The sequence below is a fragment of the Streptococcus sp. ALY_208 genome, from assembly GCF_058314295.1.
This window is the reverse complement of the sequence record NZ_JBZFUI010000001.1, coordinates 133,559-159,562: the sequence shown is the minus strand read 5'-3', so window position 1 is coordinate 159,562 and position 26,004 is coordinate 133,559. Positions and strand designations below refer to the sequence as shown.

Below are 26,004 nucleotides of genomic sequence, written 5' to 3'. Positions count from 1 at the left end.
TAACACCAACTTCTCCCTCTTAGCTATAAGACTAGATAATTTTCGGCATGACTGATAGAAAACTAAGACTGTTCTTTACCATTCAAGTATAAAAAGGTTGAGCAAACTTGCCCAACCTTCTATTGCTAAAAGAAAGAATCTCATCCTAATCCGCTAAAATCTGTTTGAGCTGAACAGCACTAGGGGAGACAATGGGCAAAAATGCTCCTTCTTTCCATCGTCTCGCAAAAGAGGATGGCTTCAAATAACCCCTTCCTCCAAGAGCTTGAAGTTCCAGCGATAAACTATCCAACACTACCTGAACAACAGCGACACGGAGCTGAAAGAGTTCCCGAACATGTTTGAGAAAATAGCCATCTTGCCGTAGTCCTTGATAGAGCGATTGCTTAATTTCTTCTAAGTTAGCTAAGACCTGCTGGTAGTCACCCTCTAGCACCTCACGATGAAAGCCCAATCGCTTATTCACTTCATCTAGTGAGTGCTGAGCCAGACCAAAGGCTAAACCGAGCTGATACCCTAGAAAAGCTGGACGGGTCTTCGCAACAAAAGACTGAGCATCATATGAGAGAATCCACCGCTCATCTAAGGGCAGGTGATCAAATGTCAGAGCTGCCGTATTGGCACCTTGAAGACTGATAAACTCAAGATCTTCTGATCGCTTAATACCAGCCGATTGAGGAACAGATAAAATAATAGGTGGCTGATCGCCACTCGCATAATCAGCCGCAAAAACAGTGACAAAATTATCCGATCGCACATTGGTAACCCAAGGTAGCTGTCCATCAAGATAGAGCTTTCCCTCATCATCTTGGACAATCGTCACACTCAACTCCTCAATAGCAGAGAGAAACTTCACACAGTTGGACAAGCCTGTACCTGCTGACAGCTTTCCTGTTAATAAATCTGCCAGCCACGCTTCACGCGCATAAGGATTTGCACTAGCCAAAATAATCTCAATAAAGGTTCGCTGCCCCCAGCTAATAAAGCCGGCTGTCAAAGAGTGCCCACTCAGCTCTGACAGAGCCTCGATCACATCTTGGCGGTGACCGCCGCTACCGCCAAAGTCTTTGGCAACCCCTAACCTAAAGACACCTTCTTGAGCAATGCGCTCCAGCAAGCTGTCTGCCAAGGGCCCTGACTGCTGGTCCAGTTCATCCGCATGCTGGTCCAGCCAAGCGATAAAGTCGTTGGAGAAATAACTCATAAGGCCTCCTTTTATTTTGCATAGGCCTGTAATTCTGGATTGATGGGGGTATCAGCCATATTATTGGCATAATTGCACAGTGTAGCCAAGCTGACTCCCAAGACAACATCTAAGGCGTTCTCCTGTGTATAACCAGCCTCAAGAAAGTCTGCCAGAGCCTCATCTCCCACTCTCCCCTTGGTATTGATCACAGCGATGGTAAATTTAGCCAAGGTGTCCAACTTAGGATCCGAATCAATTGGCGTACTATTGCGAAGAGCCTCTAAAAGGTCATCAGACATCTGAATTTGTTTGATAGAAAAAGCCGTATGACCAGCTACACAAAAGGCACACCCATTAGTCACCGCAGCAGTAATTTGAACCACCTCACGTTCAGTCGGTGTCAAGCTGTTACGACGATTAATCCCCCCAACAGTCCGATAAGTCTCAAGAGCGGTCGGGGCATTTGCCAACAGCCCAATCAGATTAGGAATATAACCGCCATTATCCTGTTTCACCGTACGCAGAGTTTCCTTAACAGCCTCAGGGGCTGAATCGATCGTATGAATTGTAAATGTCGCCATATATATCTATCCTCCTTTTTTCGAGTGACTCTATCCTAACACCCTATCTAAGATCTGACTAATCTATATTTCTTATTGTCCCCTATAAAAAATTTTCATACCAAAAAACAAGCCTTACTTCGTAGGCTTGTTAGTGTTTCGTCTTAAGCTAAAATGATCTGGCACTGGATCCTCGCCCCCTTCTACCAAGGGATGGCAGCGTAGGATTCGGGCAATCCCCATAAAGACACCTGCTAGACCATGCTTTTCTATAGCTTCAATCATATAGTTAGAACAGGTAGGACGATAGCGACACGATGACGGAAACAAGGGAGAAATCAAGCGCTGGTAGAGACGGACCGGAAGGATCAATAAGCGTCTCATGATCTCTTGCTCACTGCTGCATTATGCAGCTGACTGATTTCTTTTTTATTGAGGCGGCGAGACTCCCCAGGACGCAGCCCCTTTAGATCCAAGGTCCCAAACTGCGTCCGAGACAGCTTATCGACTAGTAGACCAACCGCTTCAAACATCTTCTTTACTTGATGGTTACGACCCTCGTGGATAGTCAACTCAACAATCGAACGATTCTTATCTGGATCAACTTTGATAATCTGATAGCGAGCAGGCTGGGTCTTCTTGCCATTGATGAGCACCCCTCGTGTCAGCGGACGCAAGTTCTCCTTGGTTGCAATCCCCTTGACACGCGCCAGATAGACCTTATCAATTTCATTGCGAGGATGGATCATCTCATCAGTGAAATCCCCATCATTAGTCAAAATCAGCACACCAGTCGTATCCCAGTCCAATCGTCCAACTGGATAAATCCGCTCCTTAACATCAGGCAATAAATCAACCACTGTCTTACGTCCCTTATCATCAGAGACACTGGAGATGACGCCTTTTGGCTTATGAAGTAGGTAATAGACCTTTTCTTCATTGTAAATCGGACTGCCATTAACCTCAACGACATCCCCGCTTTTAACTCTTGTTCCCAGCTCTCTAACGGTTTGCCCATTGATGCTAACCTGTCCCAGCTTGATCAGTTCCTCAGCCTTACGCCGGCTAGCAACCCCAGCATGGGCAATATATTTATTGATTCTCATAGGTTTTGATACCCCTTCTTAATCTTCTTGATCCTCAGCAAAGAGGCTTAGTTCCTGATCGACTAACTCTATACCAGAAACATCAACCAACTCCTCTAATTGATTAATCCCCATATAGTCTAAAAAATAGTCAGTCGTAGCATAGAGATTGGGACGACCAATCACTTCTTTTTTACCAGCTTCTTTAATCAGATCAAAGGCCAGCAACTTGGCTAAAGCCCCACTGGAATTAACCCCACGAATATCATCGATCTCAACACGAGTGATAGGCTGTTTATAGGCCACAATCGATAAAACTTCAAGGCTGGCACGTGACAAAGACTGATTAATAGGTGCCTTAGCATACTGCTTCAAAAGTTCCGCATGCTTTTCCTTAGTGACCAACTTGTAAGTATTGGAAGACTCCAGCAAACACAAGGCTGACGCTTCATCATCTTCATATCTTTGCTCCAGCTTTTCGAGCTGCTGGCTAAGAGCAGTCGGTGTCAATTCCAACAAAGATGATAATTGCCTAAGGCTGAGACCGTCCTCGCCAGCCACAAAAAGGAGCGCTTCAATCTGTGATAAATAGGTCATGCCTGACTCTCCTCCCCAAGATAGTGCATACGGATATCACCAAAATTTTCCTGCTGTTGGACCTGAACCTTATGTACTTTGATCAGCTCCAAAGTAGCCAAAAATAGGGTGATCACTTCGTTCAAGGAACTTGTATCTGCAAAAATCTCCTGCAAGACAAGACTGCCTTGCTCTTTGAGACGGCTCTCAACCCTCAGCATCATATCCTCGATACGGTAATCATCTCCTGTTATCGTGGTATGGTTGTACTTCATCTCCTCTTGCTTAGACGCCATAACCTTTGAAAAAGCCAAGTACAAATCCAGAGTCGTCTTATCATGCTCAAGAACAGCATCCTCAAAGATAAGCTCTTGCTTAGGCTTTGAGAAATATTTAGCCCTGATCTCATGCTGAGCAGCCAGCTCCTGACTCAAAGCCTTAAAGCGACGGTACTCCTCAATCTGGCTCAGCAAGAGCTGCTCAGGATCTTCCTCAATGGGCGTTTCTTCGACAACTTTTGGAAGTAACTTACGACTCTTGATCAGCATCAGCTGACTGGCCATGACCATATATTCTCCAGCCACTTCTAAACGCATAGCTTTCAATGTTGAGATATAAGCCAGATACTGCTCAATAACCTCTACAATAGGCACATCGTAGATATCCATTTCATATTTAGAAACCAGATGTAAGAGCAAATCCAGCGGCCCTTCAAAGTCTTTTAGCTTAATATCCATCTCTGTAGTAGTGCTCCAATGTCATTGGGGTTTTAAGCCCTAGTTTTTTCATCAAATCCAGCAGATCCGTCCCCGCTGCTATCTCTCTTATAATGTACTGCTCCCGCAGCTTCTGAGCCGTCAAATCAGGAAAACCTACCTCATCTAAAAAAGCATTGAGTTGGTTAAAAAACCACTGCCTTGAGTAAGTCTGCCCCTTATTATCAAAGAGATAAACGCCGTCACCGGCAAAATCAAAAAGAGGTTTCAAGGACTCTGTCAACGATAAGATACGAACCTGCCCTCCTTTTTTTACCTTAATCACACCAAATTCTTTATCCAGATCAGTCAGCTTGAGCAAAGACAGCTCACTAGGAGATAATCCCAACTCCAAAATTAAAAGGGCAATCCACTTCCCAGAACTGTCAGGACTCTCATAAAATGTTGAAAAATCCAGTCTCGTCACCCTTTCAGGCTCTTTTTTACGACTGTCCCTAACCTTTATGCGGTAAAAATCCTCAACCCTACCTTTTTCATAAAGATAGAGTAAAAACTGATTAACCGCTGAAAGTTTGCGCTTTCTAGCAGCCGGCTTGAGAGCCTTCAAGGATTGTTCATAAAGCTTAAGTTTACTCGTGCTAAGCACACCGTCTACCAGCTGACAAAACTGTTGAAGATCGTACTGATAAGATTTTTGAGAATTCTCTGATAAGGACTTTCCTTCAATAAAAGCAGGAATATCATCCATCAAATGAATCACTGGTATCCTCCTGTTTAAAATTGTGCAGCAGACTGTTAACCGATTTTAAAACCTGCTTACGGGTAATAATCCCAAGAAAGACTCCTGCATCATTGACGACTGGTAAAAAAGGAAAGTCTACCAGCTGGTGAAAAATCTCTGTTAGGTCAGCCTGATCACTCAAAACCTCAATATGGTGATTCAGCATGAGGCTAATTTCTAGCTCACTAAGCTGGGCGTCACTAAGCCCATGTTCTCCTTGATACGACAAAATATCTGCCATAGAGATCGTTCCCATATAATGCTTATCGGGCGACATCACAGGGATACGTGAGTAGCCATTACTGGTCAAGAGCAAGACCACATGGCTAACCTTATGATTAGACATAACCAAGGCTAAATCTTCCACAGGTAAGAGATAGTCCTTCTTAAAAGGCAGTAAATAATCCTCAAATTCTTTAGCAATCATCGACTATATTCCTTTGTCAACTCCGGATAAAGCTTATGATCACGTGTATAATACTCTACTAAGATAGTCTTATCAGACAAGCTAACCTTAGCATAGAGTTTCTCCATCACAGGACCTCGTGGCTGAGAGACCGACCCAGGATTGATAAAAATAGTCTTGCCATGACGCCAACTCTCTGCACGGTGCAGGTGACCATAAAGACAAATATCAGCATCCGTCTCCTGAGCCCAAAGATCCAAGCGATCCCAAGTGAAATTGATACCATATAAATGACCGTGTGTCTGAGCAATGGTGACACCACCAATGTTAGTCACTAAACGATCTGGATACCCCGGACCAAAATCACAGTTCCCTCCAACAACCTGGATACCTGACCAAATGGGATCATCTGCTGCTAGCTCAGAATCGCCATTATGAAAGAGAGCATCTACTTCACCTTGATAACGCTCTTTGATCGTTTGAACAATCTCACGATCACCGTGAGAGTCACTCATTACAATGATACTTGCTTCTGCCATTCTGGAAATACCTCCATTAATTTCTTAACAGCCTGACCACGATGAGAGTGCTCGTTTTTTTCTTGAGCGCTGAGCTGGGCGGCTGTACGCCCCGTCTCTCCGACGAGAAAGAGAGGATCGTAGCCAAAGCCATTGTCCCCTTTGGCTTCCATACCAATATAACCAGGCCAATCAGCCTCAACAACCAAGCTGTCCTTACCCGGTGCTGCTACGACTAAAGTAGTATGAAATTGAGCAGAGCGCTTTTCCATATCAAAAACCATAGCTAACTCATGTAAGAGCTTGGCATTATTGGCTTCATCAGTCGCATCAGGTCCAGAAAAACGGGCGGACCAGACACCTGGCAAACCGCCTAAAATGTCAACCTTAAGCCCAGAATCATCTGCCAGTACCATTTTACCGGTTAATTTTGAGATCGTCTCAGCCTTTAGGCGGGCATTCTCTTCAAAGGTACTTCCTGTTTCTTCGACTTCAGGTAAGTTTGGATAATCATTGAGATTCTCCACTGAAAAACCCATTTTCTCAAAAATCTGACGAAACTCCCTCGTCTTGCCCTCATTGCGAGTAGCGATCAAAATAGTCTCTCCTAGACCAAGCTCACCAGAAGACTGGCCTAAAAATTCAAGTATCTTTACACCAGAATCAGGCAGATCTACCAACAACAAGCGGTCATCTTCGCTGACCAAAACTGCTCCACCACGCTGCTGAACCTTTAGATGCCTATCGTAAGCATCATTGAGCAGATCAGCGATAAAGGCAATCAAACGATAGTTAGATGTTCCCTTCTTGATCACAGTCACAGCAAAGCCAGCTTCAAGACTAGGATCTATCAGCCTACCTAGCTGAGCGGTCAAGCCAGAAAAATCCTCACTACCATCCAAGGACTGAATGACTAGACCATCACTGCGCTGACCAATTAACCAATCCTGATCATCTTTGTAGTCATAAATTTTATCTGTCATAGGTCTACATGCTCCACATTTAATTCTTGATTCAGCCAGTTTTCAGCGATTTCTTTAAAACTGTCCACACCAGCTGTTGTATAGAAATGATCTTGTCTTCTCTGCACTTCACGATCATGATTGATCTGAAAGTAATTCAGCAGCACAGAAATATCCCGAACAGTCTCAGCCCCACTGTCAATAAGTTTGACCTCATTTCCCATTACATTTTGTATGATAGGGCGCAATAAAGGGTAATGGGTACAGCCCAAAATCATGGTGTCTACCTTGCCTACCAAAGGAGCCAGAGTCTCATAGACGACCTTCTTGGTCACACTGGAATCGATCTGGTTGGACTCAACTAAGGGAACAAACTTGGGGCAGGCCAAGGTTGTCACCTGCATCTGGGGAGCTAGATCGATAATCTTGTGCCTATAAATATCCGACTTAGCAGTCATAGCTGTCCCAATGACACCGATCCGTTCATTTCTAGTTGATTTAATGGCAGCACTGGCCCCAGGTAAGACCACTCCCAAAACTGGAATATCCAGCTTGGCCTTAACCTCTTCCCAGACAACTGCTGTTGCTGTGTTACAAGCAATGACAATCATCTTAACATCTTTTTCCAGCAAGAAATTGACCAACTGCCATGTAAACTCACGAATCTGTTCAGCAGGTCTTGGACCATAAGGAGCCCTAGCTGAATCACCAATATAAATAATCTCTTCATGGGGGAGCTGTCTCATAAGCTCACGAACCACTGTTAAGCCCCCAACACCAGAGTCCAAAAAACCGATAGGTCTATTATCCATCCCATTTTCCTTGATTATGCTAAAAGATCAAATTCCCATTCATCAGAAACTTAGATCACACACCCTCATCATAAGCAATAGAGGCTGGAAACCAGCGTCCCAACCTCTCCAACTTGCTTATTTTTTGACATTTGCAGCCGCCTTGGACTGTTTGATAATATTGCGGTAAGTCTGCTGAACTTTAGCTTCATTGGGCTTTTGCCCCATAGCGCTCATCATCTCACGGATAGCATCCGGTGTCAAACGAGGGTATTCAGCAATTTCCTTAGTGAACTGACGGCGAGCAATATAAGCGCCCAAAAACATGCCCCCCAAAAGAGCAACTGCAACCAATAAAATAACTAACCAAGCTTGGATCATGATAGGTCTCCTAGAATTTTTTTACATAATTTATTATAACAGATTGAACCCCTATTGACAATGAACAAGAAATCACTGCACTTAGTCAGAGAAATTGGCTAAACAAATAAGGCTGAGCACTTTTGTCTCAACCTCAGATTACTAACTTTCTTCAACACACTTTTCCAGAGAGATACGATTCTTGACTAGAAATCAAACCCCTCAATAGTAGCGAAATAATCTTCCGGAGTTTCAGCACGGCGGACCATCTTGGCGCTACCATTTTCTTGAAGAAGGATTTCCGCCGAACGCAAACGTCCATTGTACTGGTAACCCATAGAAAAACCATGTGCTCCTGAATCATGAATCACTAGAAGGTCTCCAACACGCGCTTGCGGCAACTCACGATTTTTCGCAAATTTGTCATTATTCTCACACAAAGAACCAACGACATCTACAACCTCCAGCAAACCATCAGGGTTACTAATATTGGTGATATGATGATAGGCATCGTACATAGCAGGACGCAAAAGATTGACCGCACTAGCATCCACACCAATATAACGACGATAGGTCTGCTTACGATGTAGCACCTTGGTAATCAAATGACCATGAGGGGCCAGCATGAAACGTCCTAATTCAGTAAAGATACGAATGTTACCTAGCCCATTTGGCACCAAAATTTCTTCAAATTTTTGACGAACACCTTCACCAATAGCAAGAATATCATTTTGTTTATTAGCAGGGCTATAATCCACACCGATACCACCCGACAGATTGATAAAGCTCAGTTCAACGCCCGCTTCTTCTATAATTTCAAGGGCTAACTCAAATAATTGACCAGCCAAGGTTGGGTAGTAGTCATTGGTCACAGTATTTGACGCCAAGAAAGCATGAAGCCCAAAAGTCTTGACACCTTTAGCTTTTAGATCCTTATAGCCTTGCAAGAGCTGAGCCTTGGTCATGCCAAATTTAGACTCCTCAGGATGATCCATAATATCAGTCCCTAGAGAAAAGACCCCTCCTGGATTGTATCGTAAAGAGACTGTCTCAGGCAAACCAGCAGCTTCCTCTAAAAAAGCGATATGCTCATAGGCATCCAGATTGATCATAGCTCCTACCTCACGTGCATAAACAAACTCTCGAGCCTGCGTATCATTCGACGTAAAACTAATATCCTCAATCCCAAGACGCTGGGCCATCATCAGCTCAACTTCCGTTGCACAGTCAACCCCACAGCCTTCTTCCTGAAGGATTTTTAAGATGGTCGGATTCGGTGTTGCTTTGACTGCAAAGTATTCTTTAAAGCCAGGATTCCAAGAAAAAGCCTGATTAACTGCTCGAGCCGTCTCACGGATCCCCTTTTCGTCATAGAGATGAAAGGGTGTTGGAAATTCCGCCGTTATACGTTCCAATTCTTCTTTTGTGACAAATGGTGTTTTCATAGTCGCCCCCTGAAATGATAATGACTTCATTATAGCATAGATAAAAATAGGGAGCTAGAGAATCTTTTGACCTCATAAGCCCCCATTTCATTATTATCTTATCCAAGCATAACCATAGGATCTACTCAACTGACTTAAGCGCTTCTAACATATCCACCGTCTTTAACCTACGGTAGACAATCCATCCTAGGACACTCAAGATAAGACTAATGACAACTAGCGGAATCGCATAAACATGACTAGCCACCGTACTAGGGTAAACTGTATCCTTACTCATCATTGCAATAATCGCATGGTGTAAATAATAACCGCCAATTACCCCTAACACCATACCAACACCAGATAGCAAAATCGTTTCCCGATAGATATACAGCATCACTTCACGGCTGTGAAATCCTAATACCTTGATGGTCGAGAGCTCCCGAATCCGCTCAGCAAGGTTGATATTGGTTAAATTATAGAGAATGACAATCGCTAAAGAAATAGAAACGAGAATTAAAATAATCATAGAGGCATTAAGCCCGTGTACAGCTGTCTTCACCGTTCGAATCGTAGAAGAGTTTTGTCTTAGAGACGTAACCCCCTTTAATGTCAACAGATAGCTAGATTGGTCGGAAATATTTTCTTGCGACCCATTGCGCAATTGGATCAAATCACTATTATGCACCGCCTTTTGCGCAAAAACACTTTGATAATAGGCATCTGTCATCACAATATAGTGGCCAACATTCATATCAATGATCCCTGCAACGGCCACACTACGTCTATTTCCTTCTTCATCTCTGAGCTGAAAGTGATCGCCCTTTTTGACACCGTAAAAATCAGCTAGTTTTTTCGACAGCAAGGCCCCTCTCTGACTTAAATGAAGAGCTTTTCCAGTGCTAGCATCCCTTAATTTAAACAGGTCTCCCAAGTCCTTTTGATCTGTAGATATAATAGAAATAGTCTTCTTCTCATCTAGTCCTTTAATATGCTCATCGATCGTTTGCATATGGATAGCTTGGTGACTCGATACCTTATCAGACCGCAAAAAGGCATCGACCTTCTGCTTCTCTTTTTCACTAGCTAGGTCATTGCGTAAAATCAACATATCATAAGGCGTCAACTGATTAAACTGGCGATCAACAATTTTTCCTAGAGAAGATTGTAAACCTAATCCGGCAAACAAAAGTGCTACAGAACCAGCCACACCAAAAATAGTCATCGCCATTCGCTGCTTATAGCGAAAAATATTTCTCATGGTAACCTTTTGCGTAAAGCTCAGACCACGCCAAATAAATCCAATTCTCTCCAACAATATCTTGGAGCCCTCAACCGGAGGTTTAGGACGTAGAAGCTGGGCTGGCTTTTCTCCCAACTCCCTCCTAGCGACCAGAAAAGCTGGTAAAACAGCACTGATCAAGGCCAACAACACCGCTAAACTCGTATAGGACCAATAGAAATAGAAATACGGCTTGCCCAACGTAGTCAGCTTGCTAGGATTTTGCGTCAAAATACCAGGAAACCAATAATGTCCCCCAAAAATACCAAGAATCGTACCTACCATACTAGCAGCCAATCCATAGATGACAAACTTTTTAAGAACATCACTATCTGAATATCCCAGAGACTTGAGAATACCAGCATTATGCCGTTCTTCATTGACAAATCGAGTCATGGTTGTAAAAGTCACCAGAGCAGCCACGAGATAGAGCACCAGTGGAAAAATATCACCGATACGACTAATATTGCGACTGATATCACCATAAGTACGATAGCCATCCCCACCAGAAATAGTTGATCGACTGTAGGTTTTATAGCTAGGGGTTTTCAAATCCTGGAGAGCCGACTGACCTGACTTAATACTAGCTTGTTTCTGAGCCAGCTTATTCTTGCCCTGAAGGATGGCAGCTTGAGCCTGCTTTCCTTGCTCCCCTCTCAGATAGGAAAGCAGGGTCTCTTGTTCTTTCAGTTGCTGACTAGCTTGATCCACCTGGTCTTGAGCACGATCAAGAACAGACCCTTGATCCTTTTTTATCTCAGCTAATCGCTCCTTTCCATTATCTGAGAGACTATCATCCAACGCTTTTTGCCGTTCTTCCAACTTCTCCTTATAATCAGTAGAGTAAGGATTAAGACTATCCAAGGCCCGATAGCGTAAACGTGCTAAATTATACACAGGACTAGAAAAGCTGGATTGTGATGTCACTGCATAAGCCTCTAGATTACCATTACCAGCCGTTGAACTACCGAGATCTTCTCTTGACCAGATTTCAGAAGAATTCACAAAACCAACAACCTTGTAGCTAGTTTGCTTTAAAACGTTTTGCTTATCTTGACTAAAATGAATCCGATCTCCCAACCGATAGTCCTTCTTCAAGGAAGAGGACAAGGCTATCTCATCGGCCTTACTGGGAAGATTTCCTGATAAGATCTCATAGGAGGAAAGACTCTTTGTCTTAGAAAATAGCCGAACGGCCTTATCTTTCCCCGTGATACTGACATCTGTCATATAACCATAATCTACCTTAGCCCCTCTGAGCTTTGCTAATTCTTTTTGATCAGCTTTACTAAAACCAGCACTAGCCACAACAGAGAGATCCATAGCCTGATGCTCCTGTAAATAGCGACCTGCTGTACGTTCCATATCAGGACTGGTCACCTTGAGCCCAATCAAGGCAAAAGATCCTAGAAACATCAAAATCATAATTGACATAAAACGACCACTAGAACTGGTAAAAGTTTTGCCAATGTCCTTCCAAAATATTTTTTTCATAGGACTGCCTCCTAATATTCCAAGCTAGCGATGTCTTGAGGGTGTTCATTGAGCTCCATACGGCTGACTTTCCCATCGTGCATATGGATAAGACGATCAGCTATCGGTGCTAAAGCCGAGTTATGCGTCACAATGATAACTGTGGCTCCCTGCTTTCGAGACATATCTTGCAAAATTTGCAACACCTGTTTACCAGTCTGATAATCCAAAGCTCCTGTCGGCTCATCACAAAGTAAAATCTTAGGATTTTTAGCAATAGCACGAGCAATAGAAACCCTTTGTTGCTCTCCTCCTGACAGCTGAGCCGGAAAGTTATTAAGCCGCTGTCCTAAGCCTACATCACTGAGCACTTCTACCGCATCTCTAGCATCGCTAACAATTTCAGAAGCCAGTTCAACATTTTCCTTAGCCGTTAAGTTTGGAACAAGATTATAAAACTGAAAGACAAAACCAACAGCTGTCCGACGATAATCGGTCAACTGCTTGGCACTAAAGCCAGAAATATCCGTCCCATCTATAATGACCTGACCTTCATCATTACTATCCATACCTCCTAAAATATTAAGCACAGTTGATTTTCCTGCCCCCGAAGCACCAAGAATAATAACTAATTCTCCCTTTTCAATATCAAAACTAACATCCTCATTAGCCACAATCTCTGTATCACCCATCTGATAACGTTTGAATAAACGCTTCAATTCAATATAAGCCATCACAAGCCTCTCCTTAATCTTATTTTCCCCTACATTATAAGAGAATATAAGAACCATTTAAATGCCTAAATATTGACACCCTGTCAAGCAAAACAAGACTTAAACCTAAGCAAATTAAGCCATTAAAGCATACCAATCTCTCAAATTAAGAGAAGACTTGACGACCTGTCAATTTTTTAATAAGATTGACTGTACTATACAGGAGGTCTTATGGTTCAAGGTAGCAGAGAAAGTATTATCAATGCAGTATTTCGTATCGCCTCAAAAAATCCAGACAAAAGTGACCTGAGTATGACTGAGATTGCTAAAGAAGCCGGTATGTCACGACAAGCCATCTACCAAAAGCATTTTAATAGCGTAGATGATATATTTGAATACATCCATCATACGATGACCAAAGATGTCTTTGCAGCTTTTAAACAAGGCATGGCAGACCCTAGTATCCACTCCATCTACGAAACAGTCACCAAATATGTTATTCCAAAAATCTACGAAAGGCGGATATGGGCGCGTATCCTCTACCATACCTCTATTGATAACAAGATATTTGATTTCCTAGAAGAGGAATACCTCAGACTTCTCCAAGAATCTAAAACCATTGATATTATAAACAATAGTCCCTTGGTAACAGCCAGTACCATCAAAATCGTAATCAATTACATTTTTGCCCTAATTGGTGAATGGGTCGCTGAAGATTTCCCAGTGCCACCAGATGTATTTGCTGAAACCTTCTTAACCTTCATGTCAACTGCACCAAAAGAACTAATCGATGCCAAGCCAAAAGCCAACCAGAAAACTTAAGCAAAAAAAATAAGGCTGAGAATTTTCTCAGCCTTATTTTATATTATTCTCCTAAAGCAAAATGACCTACATTTTCCCGAGTAAAGTCCTATTGCAAAGAAAAACAGACTAAAAAAGCTAGCAACATGAGTTGCTAGCTCATTATTTGTTGTCTGACAAATAATCTTTTTTGGGAACTTAATAAAATTAAGCTTCGATTTCTGAAACGATACCTGAACCAACAGTACGTCCACCTTCACGAATAGAGAAAGTAGTACCTTGTTCAACAGCGATTGGGTGGATCAATTCAACATCGATAGTAACGTTATCACCAGGCATAACCATTTCAGTACCTGCTGGCAATTCGATTGAACCAGTTACGTCAGTTGTACGGAAGTAGAACTGTGGACGGTAGTTGTTGAAGAATGGTGTGTGACGTCCACCTTCATCTTTAGAAAGGATATAAACTTCACCCTTGAATTTAGTGTGTGGATGAATTGAACCAGGTGCAGCCAATACTTGACCACGTTCGATTTCATCACGTTGGATACCACGAAGAAGGACACCAACGTTATCTCCAGCCATACCTTCATCAAGTTGTTTACGGAACATTTCAACACCAGTAACAACTGCTTTTTCGATTTCGTCTTTGATACCAACGATTTCAACTTCATCATTGACATGGATAGTACCACGGTCAATACGTCCTGAAGCAACAGTACCACGACCAGTGATTGAGAATACGTCTTCGACTGGAAGCAACAATGGTTTGTCAGTGTCACGTTCTGGATCTGGGATGTATTCATCAACAGTGTTCATCAAGTCCATGATGATATCTTCGTATTTAGTGTCACCTTCAAGCGCTTTAAGAGCTGAACCTTGGATAACTGGAAGATCGTCACCTGGGAAGTCGTATTCTGACAAGAGGTCACGGATTTCCATTTCAACCAATTCAAGCAATTCTTCATCGTCAACCAAGTCAACCTTGTTCATGAAGACGATAAGGTTCTTAACACCAACTTGGCGTGAAAGCAAGATGTGCTCACGAGTTTGTGGCATTGGTCCGTCAGTAGATGCTACTACAAGGATAGCTCCGTCCATTTGAGCGGCACCAGTGATCATGTTTTTAACGTAGTCCGCGTGTCCTGGGGCGTCAATGTGAGCATAGTGACGCTTTTCAGTTTCATACTCAACGTGTGCAGTGTTGATTGTGATACCGCGTTCGCGTTCTTCTGGAGCAGCATCGATAGACGCATAGTCTTTTGGTTGGTTAACTGCTGTAGGCAAGCGACGTGCCAATACAGTAGTGATAGCTGCTGTCAAAGTAGTTTTACCATGGTCAACGTGTCCGATAGTACCAATGTTAACGTGTGGTTTACTACGATCGTATTTTTCTTTTGCCATTTAGGAAAAGCCTCCAATAAAATATATTTTATAGATAGACAGTAGGCAATACAGTCTAACTTTACCCTATTATTCTATCAAAATGTTTTAGAAAATCAAGTTTTTATACTCTATTTGCTAATTTATTCATGTTCAAGCTCATAATAGGGCTGCATAGGAGTGGAACTTCCAATACTAGAAGCATAAATCCAAGATTTTCCTTCTAACTGTTCAAAATTCTCAGCTCTACCAGTAACAATAACACCAGCAAATCTTAATTGATCAATGCTTTTTTGATCAGTAAAATCCGTCTTCTTAAATTTCTTACGATAGTCTATCACATCTTGGAAAACATTTGTTCCACTCACATAAGAATGCGGTACTACTTTTTCAGCGGCTTTCAAATCATCAATAAAGGTTCTTTGCTCTCCTTTATCTTCAACTTTCTGTATGCTATCTGCGCCCGCACCATAAATCTGGTCAATGCGATAATCTGATGTATCTAGCTGACTCCTTGTACCAATCCAATAAAAATTTGTCTTTAGGTTATCAGGAATCATCTTTCTAATTTCAGACAAACTGTAAGCCTTATCAAAACTTAATGCAACTTCGACTAACTGATGATCCATTTCTTTGACTAGAGGTAGTTCCTGACTAACCTTATCATAAACTGTTAACTCTTTAGTCTTCGTATTAAAGAAAACCGGTAATTTACTACGATTGCTACGACTATAGGTGGCTCCTTGACTGTAACCATTGCCATCCAAGCTATCATCCTTGTAATTCCCTGATAAAGAATATTCCTCCTCATATGGACTAAATGCAACTGGCACACCGTCTAAATCTTTGTAGCGATCCGCATGAACCCTACCTGAAAATTGAGAATCAGCTTTAAAATAGAGACTATCTGAAACAATATTAGGATAGGCAATACTCGATAAGGCCTCATACCTTTTCATAACAGTATTGGCATTGTGGGAGGTTACTGTCTTTAAAAGACTTACAGCCACAAAGTAGCTAACCAAAGTGAGGCATAGGGATATGACCACAGTTTTAACCATATTTTTCCGCTTACTTTTTCGGACAATTCTTTCAAAATCATTTGAAGTCTTCATAAGTATAACCTTCTTTCTCTAAGATCTTTTTCAACTGACGACGCCCCCTCATCAAATCAACCTTAACCTTACTGGTTGAGATCTGTAGCACTTGAGATATTTCTTCAACTGAAAAATCTTGAAAGTAATACAGATCAATGACCCAGCGAAAACTATCTTTCAACTCCAAAAGGGCTTGGTAAAGGGGCTCGTAATCAATTCGTGTGAACTCGATCACCTTTTCTTGTCGGAAGAAATCTTTTTGGAGGATATCAAGATACTTCCTATCGCGACGATAAAGGTCAATATAGCGTCGAACTGCTGTTCGATACATCCAAGCACGCATTTTTTCAGATGGTAACACAATGGTGCTTTCCAGCAATTTGACCAAGGTATCTTGACAAACATCGCTAGCCTGAGCAGAACTAGCTCCCGACTTTTGTAAATAATACGAAATCTCCTCCGCAATCGCTACGAGTTCTTTTTCATAATTATCTAGTTTGATTACTGTCACCTCCTTCTTCACTAATATAACGATTTAGATAAGATTTAGTTACAAAAAATATCATAATTATAATCTTTTTAAATCAGTCTAACAGCATTTCTTGTAGATTTTCTAAAATACAAAAGCACTCCAAAAGTTAGATTTTTTATCTAACTTTTGGAGTGCGACTATTCCTCTAGACTCTTCCTTGTCTGACTATCTAGTCCTACTACTAGGGCATTCTGACAATAGGTTTGATCACAGATCCGTCAGCAGAATCTAAGAATGCTTGATTGATTTCATTAAAATCGTAGAATTTCACCAGCTTATCAAATGGGAAACGTCCCTCCTTGTAGAAAGCAACAAGATCAGGGATAAAAATTTGTGGTACAGCATCACCCTCAACCACACCGATTAAAGATTTACTTTCAGCCATAATCTCATTATGAATATCGATCTCCATCTCAGGTGTAAAACCAACAACGGCCAAGCTTCCCATCGGCATCAAAGCTCGTAAAGCAGCTCTAACCACACTAGGAACTCCTGTCGTATCAACCCCATATTCTGCACCATTTCCTGTAATAGCTTTAACTGTTTCAACAATATCTTCCACTTTACTATTAATGGTGTGAGTGGCCCCCAGCTCCTTAGCTAGCGCCAAACGATTATCGTAAATATCCACAGCAATGATATTTTTACAGCCGATAAGTTTTGCAGCCATTATTGCACTCAAGCCTACTGCCCCAGTCCCATAAACTACGATCGAGGAACCAAATTCAGGTCTCAAGCGATTCAAAACAGTACCGCTCCCAGTTTGAATACCGCATCCCAATGGCCCTAAAAGAGCAATATCCACCTCTTTGTCTACCTTAACAACATTATTCTCTTTGGCAATAGAATAAGTCCCAAATGATGATTGCCCAAAGAAGCTAGAGACTTCCTGCCCCTCTTGGCTCAAGGGCGTCGTACCATCTAAAAAGCGTCCACTAAAATTAATCGGTCCACAGTGGATACAATTAGCTGGATGACCACTGAGGCAGTTGACACAATGACCACAGTAAGCAAAAGACAGCACCACATGATCCCCTGGTTGGACACTGGTAACAAAATCACCAACCTTCTCAACAATGCCGGCCCCTTCATGACCTAGGACAACAGGATAAGGCGTCACGCCAAAATCACGCCCAATAGCATCCGTATGGCAAATACCCGTCGCAACAATTTTGATCAATACCTCATCAGCTTGAGGTTCCCGAAGCTCCAGCTCTTCTGTTTCCAAAGCTTGTCCTTGCTCCTTAGCGAGTGCTGCGGTAATCTTCATCTTCATCTCCTCCTGCTACTTCTTAAACGTTATGAATCCGTTTTCATGGGCAGTATAGCATCTTTTACTAGCAGTTGCAACCAAAATTAAATCAAAAGTTATCAAAAAAGAATCGGTTGTACATAACCGATTCTTTTTTCAACTGATAACTTTGAGCTCACCCGTCTCTTCCTTTTTAATTTCTTGCTGAGCTTCCTTATAAATTTCGTCTCTTTTTTCATTAGCATCAATATTGAGTACAATACCAACAACTACGGATAAGACAAGGAGACTGTTTCCTCCCTGAGATAGGAAGGGGAAGGTCACACCGGTTGATGGAATAACGCCTGAAATTCCGCCGATATTGACAAAGACCTGCATAAGAATCATTCCCCCAATTCCTAAAGCCATCATGGAATTAAAAGGATTTTTAGCCTTGATCCCTACCAGCATAATCCTAAGGATTAAAAAGAAGACTAAAGCTAGAACCAGGCCAGCACCGATCAAACCCATCTCCTCAATTAAGACCGAGAAGATGAAATCCGTAGTAGCCTCTGGAAGATACCCATTCTTTTCAATAGAATTACCTAGACCACGACCTAGCCAACCGCCGTTACTCATGGCGTAATAAGAATGAGCCAGCTGTAAGCCAGAATCCGCTAAATCTTCAAATGGATTAAAGTAAGCCCGAAAACGCTTGGCAACGTAACCAAAGATAGGAACCTTAGACATCGTATCGACACCTACAATTCGAATCAAGCCTAAAAACACGGTAGATACAGCTGTAATACTAGCGATGAGACTGATATACCAGCGATAGCCAATACCGCTGAGCGAAAACATAATAACACCAGTCAGAACAATAATAGTAGCATTCCCCAAATCCGGCTGAATAACTACCAACCCCACCATAATCATCGAATAGACTCGCCAATCCTTGAGGTCATTGAGCGAGCGTGGAAACCATTTTCTCTTGGTCAAAGCCTGATAGTCGTATTTCTCGATATCTTCCTGCCGCCTCGAAAAGGTAAAGGCTAGAAGCCAAACCATGATAACCTTAAGATACTCAGCCGGCTGAAAAGTAATCGGTCCCAAAGAAATCCACCCATTAGCACCATTGATCTGCTCAGAGAAAAATTTCGCAATTATCAAGAGCACAACCTCAACAAACAGGGCTGCCGTCAAGACCTTCTTACTCTTTAAAAAATTCAGCTTGAGGCGGTAAATAAATGTGATGGCTAGCAAGCTGACAACCCAGAAGACACCCTGATTGAGAACAGAGGCAAAGGGGTTTCGTCCAAACTTGATCAATGTCACACTGGTTGATGAGTAAACCATGATCAAACCAATGACAGACAAGACCAAATATGGAATCAAGATGGAATAATTCAGCAGGTGCTTCTTATCAATCTTCATAAGTTCTCCAATACTTAACAATACTTTTACAACCCTAAAATTATATCATGTTTTTCTAGGGAATTAAAGAAAGACCTTATCTGCTATATGTCGCTATTTTGATCAAAACAACAATAGTAAGATAAAAACCCGTAATCACCTAGACTACGGGTACTAAAGCCAGACCATCTTAATCAGCCAGAATTGCGCAAACCAGTTGCAATACCATTGATTGTAATATGGATAAGTTTATTGATATCAGCATCCAAGCCACCTTGACGCTGACGCCTAATAAGTTCAATCTGGATGTAATTAAGCACATTGAAGTAAGGAAGGCGTGAATCCAAGCTAGCCTTTAGAGATGGATTTTCAGCAAGAAGCTCCTCTTCTCCCTCAATAGCTAGAATAACATTTTTAGTCAGCTGCCACTCATCTAGAATGACATTGAAGACATCTCGGACTTCCTGAGACTCCGCTAGCTGAGCGTACTGAAAAGCAATATTCATATTAGATTTAGACAAAACCATGTCAACATTTGACAAAAGGGAATTAAAGAAAGGCCAGGTCTTGTACATGTGCTGCAGCTGCTCTAGATTGCCTTCTGCCGCATCAATATAATGCTGAAAGGCTGACCCAACACCATACCATCCAGGCAGCATAATTCGATTTTGTGACCATGAGAAAACCCAAGGAATCGCACGTAAGCCCGAGATTTCAGTAATCGTCTTACGAGCCGCTGGACGTGACCCCAGATTAAGACTAGAAACCTCCTTGATCGGACTAGCCTCAAAGAAATAATCGTAAAAATGCGGATTGCCAAAGACCAGATCACGGTAGATAGTATTAGAATCTGCGACAATAGCATCCATGATTGCCCGAAAACCATCAATTTCATTTGGATCAGCAATCTGGCGGCTAACCATTCGATTGATCGCAGCTGATACCAGCATCTCCAGATTATAGTAGGCAGCGTCCTTATTACCGTACTTATAGCCAATCATCTCACCTTGTTCAGTCAAGCGAATACGATCCTTAATAGAGCCAAAAGGTTGAGAGGTGATCGCTTCATAAGAAGGACCACCACCACGGCCAACGGTTCCCCCTCGACCATGGAAGAAAGTGATCTTGATCCCACGCTCCTCACCAATCTTGGTCAAAGCATTTTGAGCCTTGTAGAGAGTCCAGCCAGATGCCAAGTAACCACCATCTTTATTACTATCAGAGTAACCCAGCATAATTTCTTGATAATAATGATTGGACGCCACCCATTTCTTGACAATATCATAAGAAAGATAATTCTTCATGATTTCAGTAGCATTGTCCAGGTCTTCTATCGTCTCAAAGAGAGGAACGATTTGGATACGAGCTGAGTCTTTATCCAAAAGCCCGACTTCCTTAAGCATGATCGCCAATTCAAACATATCAGACACACTCTCTGTATGCGAAATGATATGCTGCTTGATGACATCTTCTCCTAAAAGATCCTTCATATCACGTGCTGTCTGATAGATAGCCAATTCTTTTTGCAAAAGCTCAGATTTCTCAACATGGGTCGCAGAAAGATTACGAGGATCCTCAGTCAATTCCTTTAGTAAGACAGCAACTTTTTCAACTTCAGACAAGCTACTGTAATCCTCAACGATATTGGCTGACTTAAGCAGCTCAGCAACACAAGCTTCCTGAACACTTGAATCCTGACGCATATCAATGCTGGCTAAAAAGAAGCCAAACACTTCCACTGCCTGCAAAAGCTCCTCAAAATCACCAGTGACCAAGGCCTCATCGCCATTTTCAACCAGAGAATCACGAATAATTGACAAATCAGTCTTGAAATCTTGCACTGATTCATAGGCAGCTGGTCGACTTTCGTCTACGTCAGTGACCCTTTGATTGACTTGATTTTGGACATAATTCGCGACGATGCTGTGACTCGGACTAGTCAGTTGCCGTGAGGAAACATCGCTGCCACCGCCCACCATTTGAAGATCAAGGAGCGTTTGAATAACCCTAGACTGTACATAGCTAAAAGCTTTACGATAGGGTTCATTTTCCCTATAAATAGAGGTATCTTGAGATTTAGCAGCCAGATCAGCCACTGCCTGTGTGGTCTTAGTCAAGTGCGTAGACAAGGAGAAATTCCGATAAAGAACATTGAGCTTTTCAATGTAATAATTAAGGATAACCTCACTTTGCACAGTAGCCGAAATACGCAAAGTCTCGGCAGTGACATAAGGATTGCCATCACGGTCTCCACCGATCCACATCCCCATAGTGATAGGCTTAGGATTCTCCAGAGCAATCCCACGTTTCTTGGCTAATTTTTGATAGCGCATAGAAAGGTTAGTCACCGCTTTGATTAAGGAGCTATTATAATATTCCATAACGTTTGTGATCTCATTAGTCACCTTGAGCTTCTGCTCTCTAATGATATCCGTCTGCATCATGATTTCAATGTAACGACGCAAGTCATCATGCCACTTATCGGCATTGATCAAGCCGCGCTTGACATCACGGTGCTTACGCAACAATTCATGGATCTTATTATTAAGCTCCAGCATGGTCTTACGCTGAACCTGAGTTGGGTGAGCTGTCAAGACAGGCACAACCGTAACCTGTTGGAGGATCTCCTGAGCATCCGATCTCTCAGCCACCGTATCGATTGTTGTCGAAATTTTCCCCAGATAATCCTGATCAGTATTATTCTGATGATTGACCTCATAAGCCAAGTCCACATCTTCTGATATATTGATCAAGAGAGGTAAAATCGAAAAGTAGCGAGCAATCACAACCATATCATCATTTGAAATACCCTTGATCAGCTGCTCTAGCTCCCCATGCCTTTCTTGCTTGGACAGCCTAACCATCTCCTCGATCTTTGAGAACATCTCATCCCCAATCATTTGACGGGTCGTATCTGCCAAAATATCTCTCAAAATCTGAACTTCCTCAGTGAAGATAGCTTGATCACTAGCGGCCTCGAGTTTTCTAATAGCCATAGCCACAACTCCTTTATTTTTCGAATAATATGCCTTTTATCATATCACTTTTAACCCTAAAACTAAAGATTTTACAGAAAATTTAGGCAATAAGTTCGGTTTCTAAACAAAGCCCTCTAGCTTGATAGTAGGACCTGGATAAAAATTCTCATATTTATTACCAAACATCCATCTTATACTAATCCAACAGATCTTGAGCTTCTTTGAGTTTGACCGAAACTATCTTTGAAACACCGGATTCTTGCATGGTAACCCCATAGATACTATCGGCTGCTGCCATGGTCCCTTTACGGTGGGTTACTACAATAAATTGACTATTTTTATCAAAACGATTGAGATAGTCTCCAAAACGCTTGACGTTCGCTTCGTCAAGAGCCGCTTCAACCTCATCCAGAATAACAAAAGGAATGGTCTTGACCCGAATAATGGCAAAAAGTAGGGCCAAGGCTGATAGGGCTTTTTCTCCACCAGACATCAAATTGAGTGACTGAATTTTCTTACCTGGTGGTTGCACCGAGATTTCTACACCTGAATTGAGTAGGTCACTGTCTGTCAAGACTAAATCGGCTGATCCTCCACCAAACATCTGAACAAAAGTCTCTTTAAAACTAGTCCTGATAGCCTCAAAAGTCATTTTAAAGCGTGTCTTGACCTCATCATCCATGTCATTAATGGTATCCAATAAAAGTGTTTTAGCTTCCACCAAATCCTCTTTTTGGCTATTGAGAAATTCAAGACGATCATTGACCTCGTCATACTGTTCGATCGCATCTAAGTTAATCGGACCCAAGGCCTTGATCTGACGTGTGAGAGTAGTCAACTGCTGACGTGCCAGAGAAACATCATCTAAAGCCTGCGCCTGTGCCTTGGCCTGCTCAAAACTCAGCTGATAATCTTCACTCAACTGACGGGCAAAACCTCGCAGGCGCTCCGAAAGTCCTTCGATCTCAGCTTCTAACTGAGCTTGACGACGGATCAAGGAATCATTGCGCTGACCAGCTGCCTGTACCTGCTCTTCGATATCCTCTAAGCTACCGTCACAGTCCTCAATTTCAAAACGCAGACGAATCTGATCCGTTTCCAGCTCAGCCTTCTTCTCCTTAGCCTGATCTAACTGCTGAGCCAGGTGTGGAAGCTTATCCTCAGTCAGCTGGTTAGCCTCATGACTGATCAAGTCGGTTGTCAGAGTAATTTCCTTGTCAATCTCAGCTAGACTCAGAACCAAACGCTGATGATCACTTTTAGCAAAGCGTTCTTCACTCATCAGTTCACGCTCACTCAAACGAGCTTGCGAGAGATCCTCATTAAGCTGAGTGACCTGACTAGCTATTGTATCTTTATCATGACGAATTTTATCAAGTTGCTCCTGAATATGATTCTTTTGCTGGTCAATCTCACTAAGACTAGCTTCAATAGCAGCAACCTCTTGAGCAAGATCTGCAGACGCTTCCCCAGAGTCTTCCCCTTTCAATCCTAGCAATACTTGATTAAGATCTGCTTGGTGTTCGGCCTGATTTTGATAAAAGAGCTCAGCCTTTTGTTCATCTAAACGAGCCTGCTCTCCTGCCTCTTGCAGGTTGTCAAGCTCCTCTTGAGTCTGATTAAGTGCACTCTTAGCTTCAGAAACCTTCGTTTCCATTTGACTGAGATTTTCTCTTAGCTCCGCTAATTCCCCAGTCAGAGCATCTAGCTCCGGTTTTATAAAGGTTGTATTTTGATGACGATTAGCACCTCCAGAAAAAGAACCGCCCGGTCGCAGCTCAGTGCCATCCAAGGTCACAATACGGACTTGATAATTGACTGCCCAAGCAGCCTGATTGGCCTGATCAATCGTCTCAAAAATAGCAGTCACGCCCAAAAGATTCTGAAAGATATTAGCCAACCGGGCATCAAAAGTGACGAGATCACTGGCCAACCCTAAAAAGCCTGGGCTAGCACTAATTTTAGAAAGATTAGCCTCAGCCATATGACGTGGCCTAATAGTAGTCAGAGGAAGAAAGGTCGCACGTCCTTGTCGGTTACGTCTCAGAAAATCAATCCCACGCTTAGCAGCCGCCTCATCTGCCACAATAATATGCTGGGCACTGCCACCTAGCGCTATTTCAAGTGCTGTCTGATAATCCTGATGGAAGGACAGATGCTCAGATACCGCACCGATAATACCGCCTAGCTGTTCAGCCTGCTGCAACACCGCCTTGACTCCAGCATAGAAGTTGCTGTGATTTTTTTGAATTGCCTCAAGCGACCGACGTCTAGCCTCCTTTTCCTTGATACTGTCCATAAGTGCAAACATCTGATCTTGTTGACTCTGGTAAGCAGTAGACAGATCCTTGACCTGTTTGGATATGGTTTGATAATGATCCAGCAGCTCCTTGACCCGAGTCTGTGATGCCTGATAAGCCTCCAATGCTTTCTGCGTCTCAATCTCAGCTTGTGCAAGATCGACCTCTAGCTGTTGACGCTCAGCTGATTGTTCTGCTTGCGCCTGAACTTCCTGATCAATCTCAGATTTTAGAGTTGTCAAGCGATTAGTTAGATCAGCTTCTTTTTGCATGAGGGTCACAAATTCCTCACGAAGATTATCAATAATCTGATCTGGATCAGTTGAAAAACGAGATAAATCAGCTTCTAGACCTTCAATAGCACTTCTTGAATCTGCCAGCTTCTTAGAAATCTCAGCAGCTTGTGCTTCCTTAGCAGACAACTCCTGCTTTAGCCCTGCCTTTTGCTGCTCCAGACTAGATAAACGATCTTTGGCATCAGCTGTCTTTTCAGCCTTTTGGCTAGATTCCAAGGTAATAATTTCGATTTGTCTCTGAAGATCCGCCAGCAGTTGAGTGACTTCTAAAAGCTCAGCCTGCTTACTCTCCATAGCTTTCGACAAGGATTGGCGACGCTCTTTCAAGCGCTGGTTTTCAGACTCCAGACGATTGCGTTGGTCGTAATAATCCTTGAGATCTGCCTTGGCCTGATCCATATCGCTATTTTGCTGAGAAAGCTCTAACTGGTGACTAGAAATATCCTCGACCAAAAGATTCAGCTGGAGAATCTTTCTTTCTTCATCCAAGCCTAAAAATTGCTTGGCTGTCTTCGCCTGCTTCTCTAAAGGCTTAATTTGGCCCTCTAGCTCATAGATAATATCTTCCAGACGATCCAAGTTATCCTGAGTTTTATCCAGCTTACCCTGTGTCTCTTTTTTCCTAGTCTTATATTTGAGAACGCCAGCTGCTTCCTCAAATATTGCCCGACGCTCTTCAGGTCGACTATTAAAGATTGCCTCAACCCGCCCTTGGGAAATAATGGAGAAAGAATCTCGTCCCAGACCTGTATCCATGAAAAGATCATGAATATCACGCAGACGAACCTTTTTACCATCAATTAAATAATCGCTGTCTCCATTGCGATAGATATGGCGCTCTACACGAATCTCGTCGCCTCGATCCGCAATAAACTGGTCACTATTATCCAGCACGACACTGACCTGAGCAAAGTTAAGTGGGCTGCGATCTTGAGTTCCGGCAAAGATAACATCAGGCATTTTGCCTCCACGCAAGCTCTTAGCCGATGACTCTCCTAAAGCCCAACGCAAACTCTCTGTAATATTAGACTTGCCAGAACCGTTTGGCCCAACCACAGCGGTCACACCACGGTCAAACTCTACCCGAGTTTTATCCGCAAAGGACTTAAACCCCTGCATATCAATTTCTTTTAGAAACAT

23 protein-coding genes are annotated in these 26,004 nt (G+C 42.6%); 1 reads left to right on the top strand and 22 read right to left on the bottom strand.

Going from position 1 to position 26,004, the window contains the following annotated elements:
- Positions 1–145 precede the first annotated feature (145 nt).
- The 15 genes from AC4HAI_RS00830 to AC4HAI_RS00760 all read right to left on the bottom strand — a co-directional run bounded on the left by AC4HAI_RS00830 (position 146) and on the right by AC4HAI_RS00760 (position 12,854).
- Positions 146–1,204, bottom strand: coding sequence for an acyl-CoA dehydrogenase family protein (locus AC4HAI_RS00830; RefSeq protein ID WP_491110062.1), 1,059 nt, complete (start codon positions 1,202–1,204; stop codon positions 146–148).
- Positions 1,205–1,215: 11 nt separating this feature from the next.
- Positions 1,216–1,767 (bottom strand): carboxymuconolactone decarboxylase family protein, encoded by a 552-nt coding sequence (locus AC4HAI_RS00825; protein ID WP_491110060.1) that lies wholly within the window; start codon positions 1,765–1,767, stop codon positions 1,216–1,218.
- 114 nt (positions 1,768–1,881) lie between these two features.
- Complete coding sequence (gene yidD / locus AC4HAI_RS00820) at positions 1,882–2,130, bottom strand: membrane protein insertion efficiency factor YidD (protein WP_491110059.1); 249 nt, start codon at positions 2,128–2,130, stop codon at positions 1,882–1,884.
- A complete protein-coding gene (locus tag AC4HAI_RS00815; RefSeq protein ID WP_491110057.1) occupies positions 2,127–2,852 on the bottom strand; it encodes a pseudouridine synthase in 726 nt (241 codons plus the stop codon). The genes yidD and AC4HAI_RS00815 overlap by 4 nt, the downstream gene beginning before the upstream one ends.
- 18 nt (positions 2,853–2,870) lie before the next feature.
- Complete coding sequence (gene scpB, locus AC4HAI_RS00810) at positions 2,871–3,428, bottom strand: SMC-Scp complex subunit ScpB (RefSeq protein ID WP_491078189.1); 558 nt, start codon at positions 3,426–3,428, stop codon at positions 2,871–2,873.
- Entirely contained in the window at positions 3,425–4,144 is a 720-nt protein-coding gene (locus AC4HAI_RS00805) for a segregation/condensation protein A (protein ID WP_491110055.1), read from the bottom strand. Before AC4HAI_RS00805 ends, scpB begins: the two co-directional genes overlap by 4 nt.
- On the bottom strand, positions 4,134–4,871 hold the full coding sequence (xerD, locus tag AC4HAI_RS00800; RefSeq protein WP_491110271.1) for a site-specific tyrosine recombinase XerD: 738 nt from the start codon (positions 4,869–4,871) through the stop codon (positions 4,134–4,136). Before xerD ends, AC4HAI_RS00805 begins: the two co-directional genes overlap by 11 nt.
- Positions 4,864–5,331, bottom strand: a complete 468-nt coding sequence (gene cbpB, locus AC4HAI_RS00795) for a cyclic-di-AMP-binding protein CbpB (RefSeq protein WP_491078187.1) — start codon at positions 5,329–5,331, stop codon at positions 4,864–4,866. Before cbpB ends, xerD begins: the two co-directional genes overlap by 8 nt.
- Positions 5,328–5,849 (bottom strand): metallophosphoesterase, encoded by a 522-nt coding sequence (locus AC4HAI_RS00790; protein WP_491110054.1) that lies wholly within the window; start codon positions 5,847–5,849, stop codon positions 5,328–5,330. The genes cbpB and AC4HAI_RS00790 overlap by 4 nt, the downstream gene beginning before the upstream one ends.
- Positions 5,825–6,811 (bottom strand): nucleoside-triphosphate diphosphatase, encoded by a 987-nt coding sequence (locus AC4HAI_RS00785; protein ID WP_491110052.1) that lies wholly within the window; start codon positions 6,809–6,811, stop codon positions 5,825–5,827. Before AC4HAI_RS00785 ends, AC4HAI_RS00790 begins: the two co-directional genes overlap by 25 nt.
- The gene (gene racE, locus AC4HAI_RS00780; protein WP_491110050.1) at positions 6,808–7,602 is read right to left on the bottom strand and encodes a glutamate racemase; all 795 of its coding nucleotides are present in this window, start codon (positions 7,600–7,602) and stop codon (positions 6,808–6,810) included. Before racE ends, AC4HAI_RS00785 begins: the two co-directional genes overlap by 4 nt.
- A gap of 117 nt (positions 7,603–7,719) precedes the next feature.
- On the bottom strand, positions 7,720–7,959 hold the full coding sequence (locus AC4HAI_RS00775) for a YneF family protein (protein WP_491078473.1): 240 nt from the start codon (positions 7,957–7,959) through the stop codon (positions 7,720–7,722).
- A 188-nt stretch (positions 7,960–8,147) separates the two neighbouring features.
- Positions 8,148–9,386, bottom strand: coding sequence for a diaminopimelate decarboxylase (locus AC4HAI_RS00770; RefSeq protein WP_491110048.1), 1,239 nt, complete (start codon positions 9,384–9,386; stop codon positions 8,148–8,150).
- Between the two features lie 121 nt (positions 9,387–9,507).
- Positions 9,508–12,141, bottom strand: coding sequence for an FtsX-like permease family protein (locus AC4HAI_RS00765; protein WP_491110046.1), 2,634 nt, complete (start codon positions 12,139–12,141; stop codon positions 9,508–9,510).
- 11 nt (positions 12,142–12,152) lie between these two features.
- Positions 12,153–12,854, bottom strand: coding sequence for an ABC transporter ATP-binding protein (locus tag AC4HAI_RS00760; RefSeq protein WP_491078181.1), 702 nt, complete (start codon positions 12,852–12,854; stop codon positions 12,153–12,155).
- Between the two features lie 210 nt (positions 12,855–13,064).
- On the opposite strand from AC4HAI_RS00760, the gene AC4HAI_RS00755 reads away from it, so the two are divergent.
- A complete protein-coding gene (locus AC4HAI_RS00755; protein ID WP_491110044.1) occupies positions 13,065–13,655 on the top strand; it encodes a TetR/AcrR family transcriptional regulator in 591 nt (196 codons plus the stop codon).
- A 186-nt stretch (positions 13,656–13,841) separates the two neighbouring features.
- On the opposite strand, the gene tuf is transcribed toward AC4HAI_RS00755, so the two are convergent.
- The 7 genes from tuf to smc form a co-directional block, all read right to left on the bottom strand.
- Positions 13,842–15,038, bottom strand: coding sequence for an elongation factor Tu (tuf, locus tag AC4HAI_RS00750; RefSeq protein ID WP_491078179.1), 1,197 nt, complete (start codon positions 15,036–15,038; stop codon positions 13,842–13,844).
- Between the two features lie 122 nt (positions 15,039–15,160).
- Positions 15,161–16,132, bottom strand: a complete 972-nt coding sequence (locus AC4HAI_RS00745) for an anti sigma factor C-terminal domain-containing protein (protein ID WP_491110042.1) — start codon at positions 16,130–16,132, stop codon at positions 15,161–15,163.
- A complete protein-coding gene (locus AC4HAI_RS00740; RefSeq protein WP_491110041.1) occupies positions 16,116–16,625 on the bottom strand; it encodes an RNA polymerase sigma factor in 510 nt (169 codons plus the stop codon). The genes AC4HAI_RS00745 and AC4HAI_RS00740 overlap by 17 nt, the downstream gene beginning before the upstream one ends.
- A 202-nt stretch (positions 16,626–16,827) precedes the next feature.
- Positions 16,828–17,916: an NAD(P)-dependent alcohol dehydrogenase gene (locus AC4HAI_RS00735; protein ID WP_491110039.1), complete on the bottom strand. Its 1,089-nt coding sequence runs from the start codon at positions 17,914–17,916 to the stop codon at positions 16,828–16,830.
- A gap of 138 nt (positions 17,917–18,054) precedes the next feature.
- Positions 18,055–19,311, bottom strand: a complete 1,257-nt coding sequence (gene ftsW / locus AC4HAI_RS00730; protein WP_491078175.1) for a cell division peptidoglycan polymerase FtsW — start codon at positions 19,309–19,311, stop codon at positions 18,055–18,057.
- Between the two features lie 173 nt (positions 19,312–19,484).
- Positions 19,485–22,190, bottom strand: coding sequence for a phosphoenolpyruvate carboxylase (gene ppc / locus AC4HAI_RS00725; protein WP_491078472.1), 2,706 nt, complete (start codon positions 22,188–22,190; stop codon positions 19,485–19,487).
- Between the two features lie 274 nt (positions 22,191–22,464).
- Positions 22,465–26,004, bottom strand: a complete 3,540-nt coding sequence (gene smc, locus AC4HAI_RS00720) for a chromosome segregation protein SMC (RefSeq protein ID WP_491110037.1) — start codon at positions 26,002–26,004, stop codon at positions 22,465–22,467.

What these genes read in the sequence shown, in the direction of transcription:
- AC4HAI_RS00830 (WP_491110062.1), bottom strand. Translation starts at nt 1,204, where the DNA reads ATGAGTTATTTCTCCAACGACTTTATCGCTTGGCTGGACCAGCATGCG.
- AC4HAI_RS00825 (WP_491110060.1), bottom strand. Translation starts at nt 1,767, where the DNA reads ATGGCGACATTTACAATTCATACGATCGATTCAGCCCCTGAGGCTGTT.
- yidD (WP_491110059.1), bottom strand. Translation starts at nt 2,130, where the DNA reads ATGAGACGCTTATTGATCCTTCCGGTCCGTCTCTACCAGCGCTTGATT.
- AC4HAI_RS00815 (WP_491110057.1), bottom strand. Translation starts at nt 2,852, where the DNA reads ATGAGAATCAATAAATATATTGCCCATGCTGGGGTTGCTAGCCGGCGT.
- scpB (WP_491078189.1), bottom strand. Translation starts at nt 3,428, where the DNA reads ATGACCTATTTATCACAGATTGAAGCGCTCCTTTTTGTGGCTGGCGAG.
- AC4HAI_RS00805 (WP_491110055.1), bottom strand. Translation starts at nt 4,144, where the DNA reads ATGGATATTAAGCTAAAAGACTTTGAAGGGCCGCTGGATTTGCTCTTA.
- xerD (WP_491110271.1), bottom strand. Translation starts at nt 4,871, where the DNA reads ATGGATGATATTCCTGCTTTTATTGAAGGAAAGTCCTTATCAGAGAAT.
- cbpB (WP_491078187.1), bottom strand. Translation starts at nt 5,331, where the DNA reads ATGATTGCTAAAGAATTTGAGGATTATTTACTGCCTTTTAAGAAGGAC.
- AC4HAI_RS00790 (WP_491110054.1), bottom strand. Translation starts at nt 5,849, where the DNA reads ATGGCAGAAGCAAGTATCATTGTAATGAGTGACTCTCACGGTGATCGT.
- AC4HAI_RS00785 (WP_491110052.1), bottom strand. Translation starts at nt 6,811, where the DNA reads ATGACAGATAAAATTTATGACTACAAAGATGATCAGGATTGGTTAATT.
- racE (WP_491110050.1), bottom strand. Translation starts at nt 7,602, where the DNA reads ATGGATAATAGACCTATCGGTTTTTTGGACTCTGGTGTTGGGGGCTTA.
- AC4HAI_RS00770 (WP_491110048.1), bottom strand. Translation starts at nt 9,386, where the DNA reads ATGAAAACACCATTTGTCACAAAAGAAGAATTGGAACGTATAACGGCG.
- AC4HAI_RS00765 (WP_491110046.1), bottom strand. Translation starts at nt 12,141, where the DNA reads ATGAAAAAAATATTTTGGAAGGACATTGGCAAAACTTTTACCAGTTCT.
- AC4HAI_RS00760 (WP_491078181.1), bottom strand. Translation starts at nt 12,854, where the DNA reads ATGGCTTATATTGAATTGAAGCGTTTATTCAAACGTTATCAGATGGGT.
- AC4HAI_RS00755 (WP_491110044.1), top strand. Translation starts at nt 13,065, where the DNA reads ATGGTTCAAGGTAGCAGAGAAAGTATTATCAATGCAGTATTTCGTATC.
- tuf (WP_491078179.1), bottom strand. Translation starts at nt 15,038, where the DNA reads ATGGCAAAAGAAAAATACGATCGTAGTAAACCACACGTTAACATTGGT.
- AC4HAI_RS00745 (WP_491110042.1), bottom strand. Translation starts at nt 16,132, where the DNA reads ATGAAGACTTCAAATGATTTTGAAAGAATTGTCCGAAAAAGTAAGCGG.
- AC4HAI_RS00735 (WP_491110039.1), bottom strand. Translation starts at nt 17,916, where the DNA reads ATGAAGATTACCGCAGCACTCGCTAAGGAGCAAGGACAAGCTTTGGAA.
- ftsW (WP_491078175.1), bottom strand. Translation starts at nt 19,311, where the DNA reads ATGAAGATTGATAAGAAGCACCTGCTGAATTATTCCATCTTGATTCCA.
- ppc (WP_491078472.1), bottom strand. Translation starts at nt 22,190, where the DNA reads ATGATTGGGGATGAGATGTTCTCAAAGATCGAGGAGATGGTTAGGCTG.
- smc (WP_491110037.1), bottom strand. Translation starts at nt 26,004, where the DNA reads ATGTTTCTAAAAGAAATTGATATGCAGGGGTTTAAGTCCTTTGCGGAT.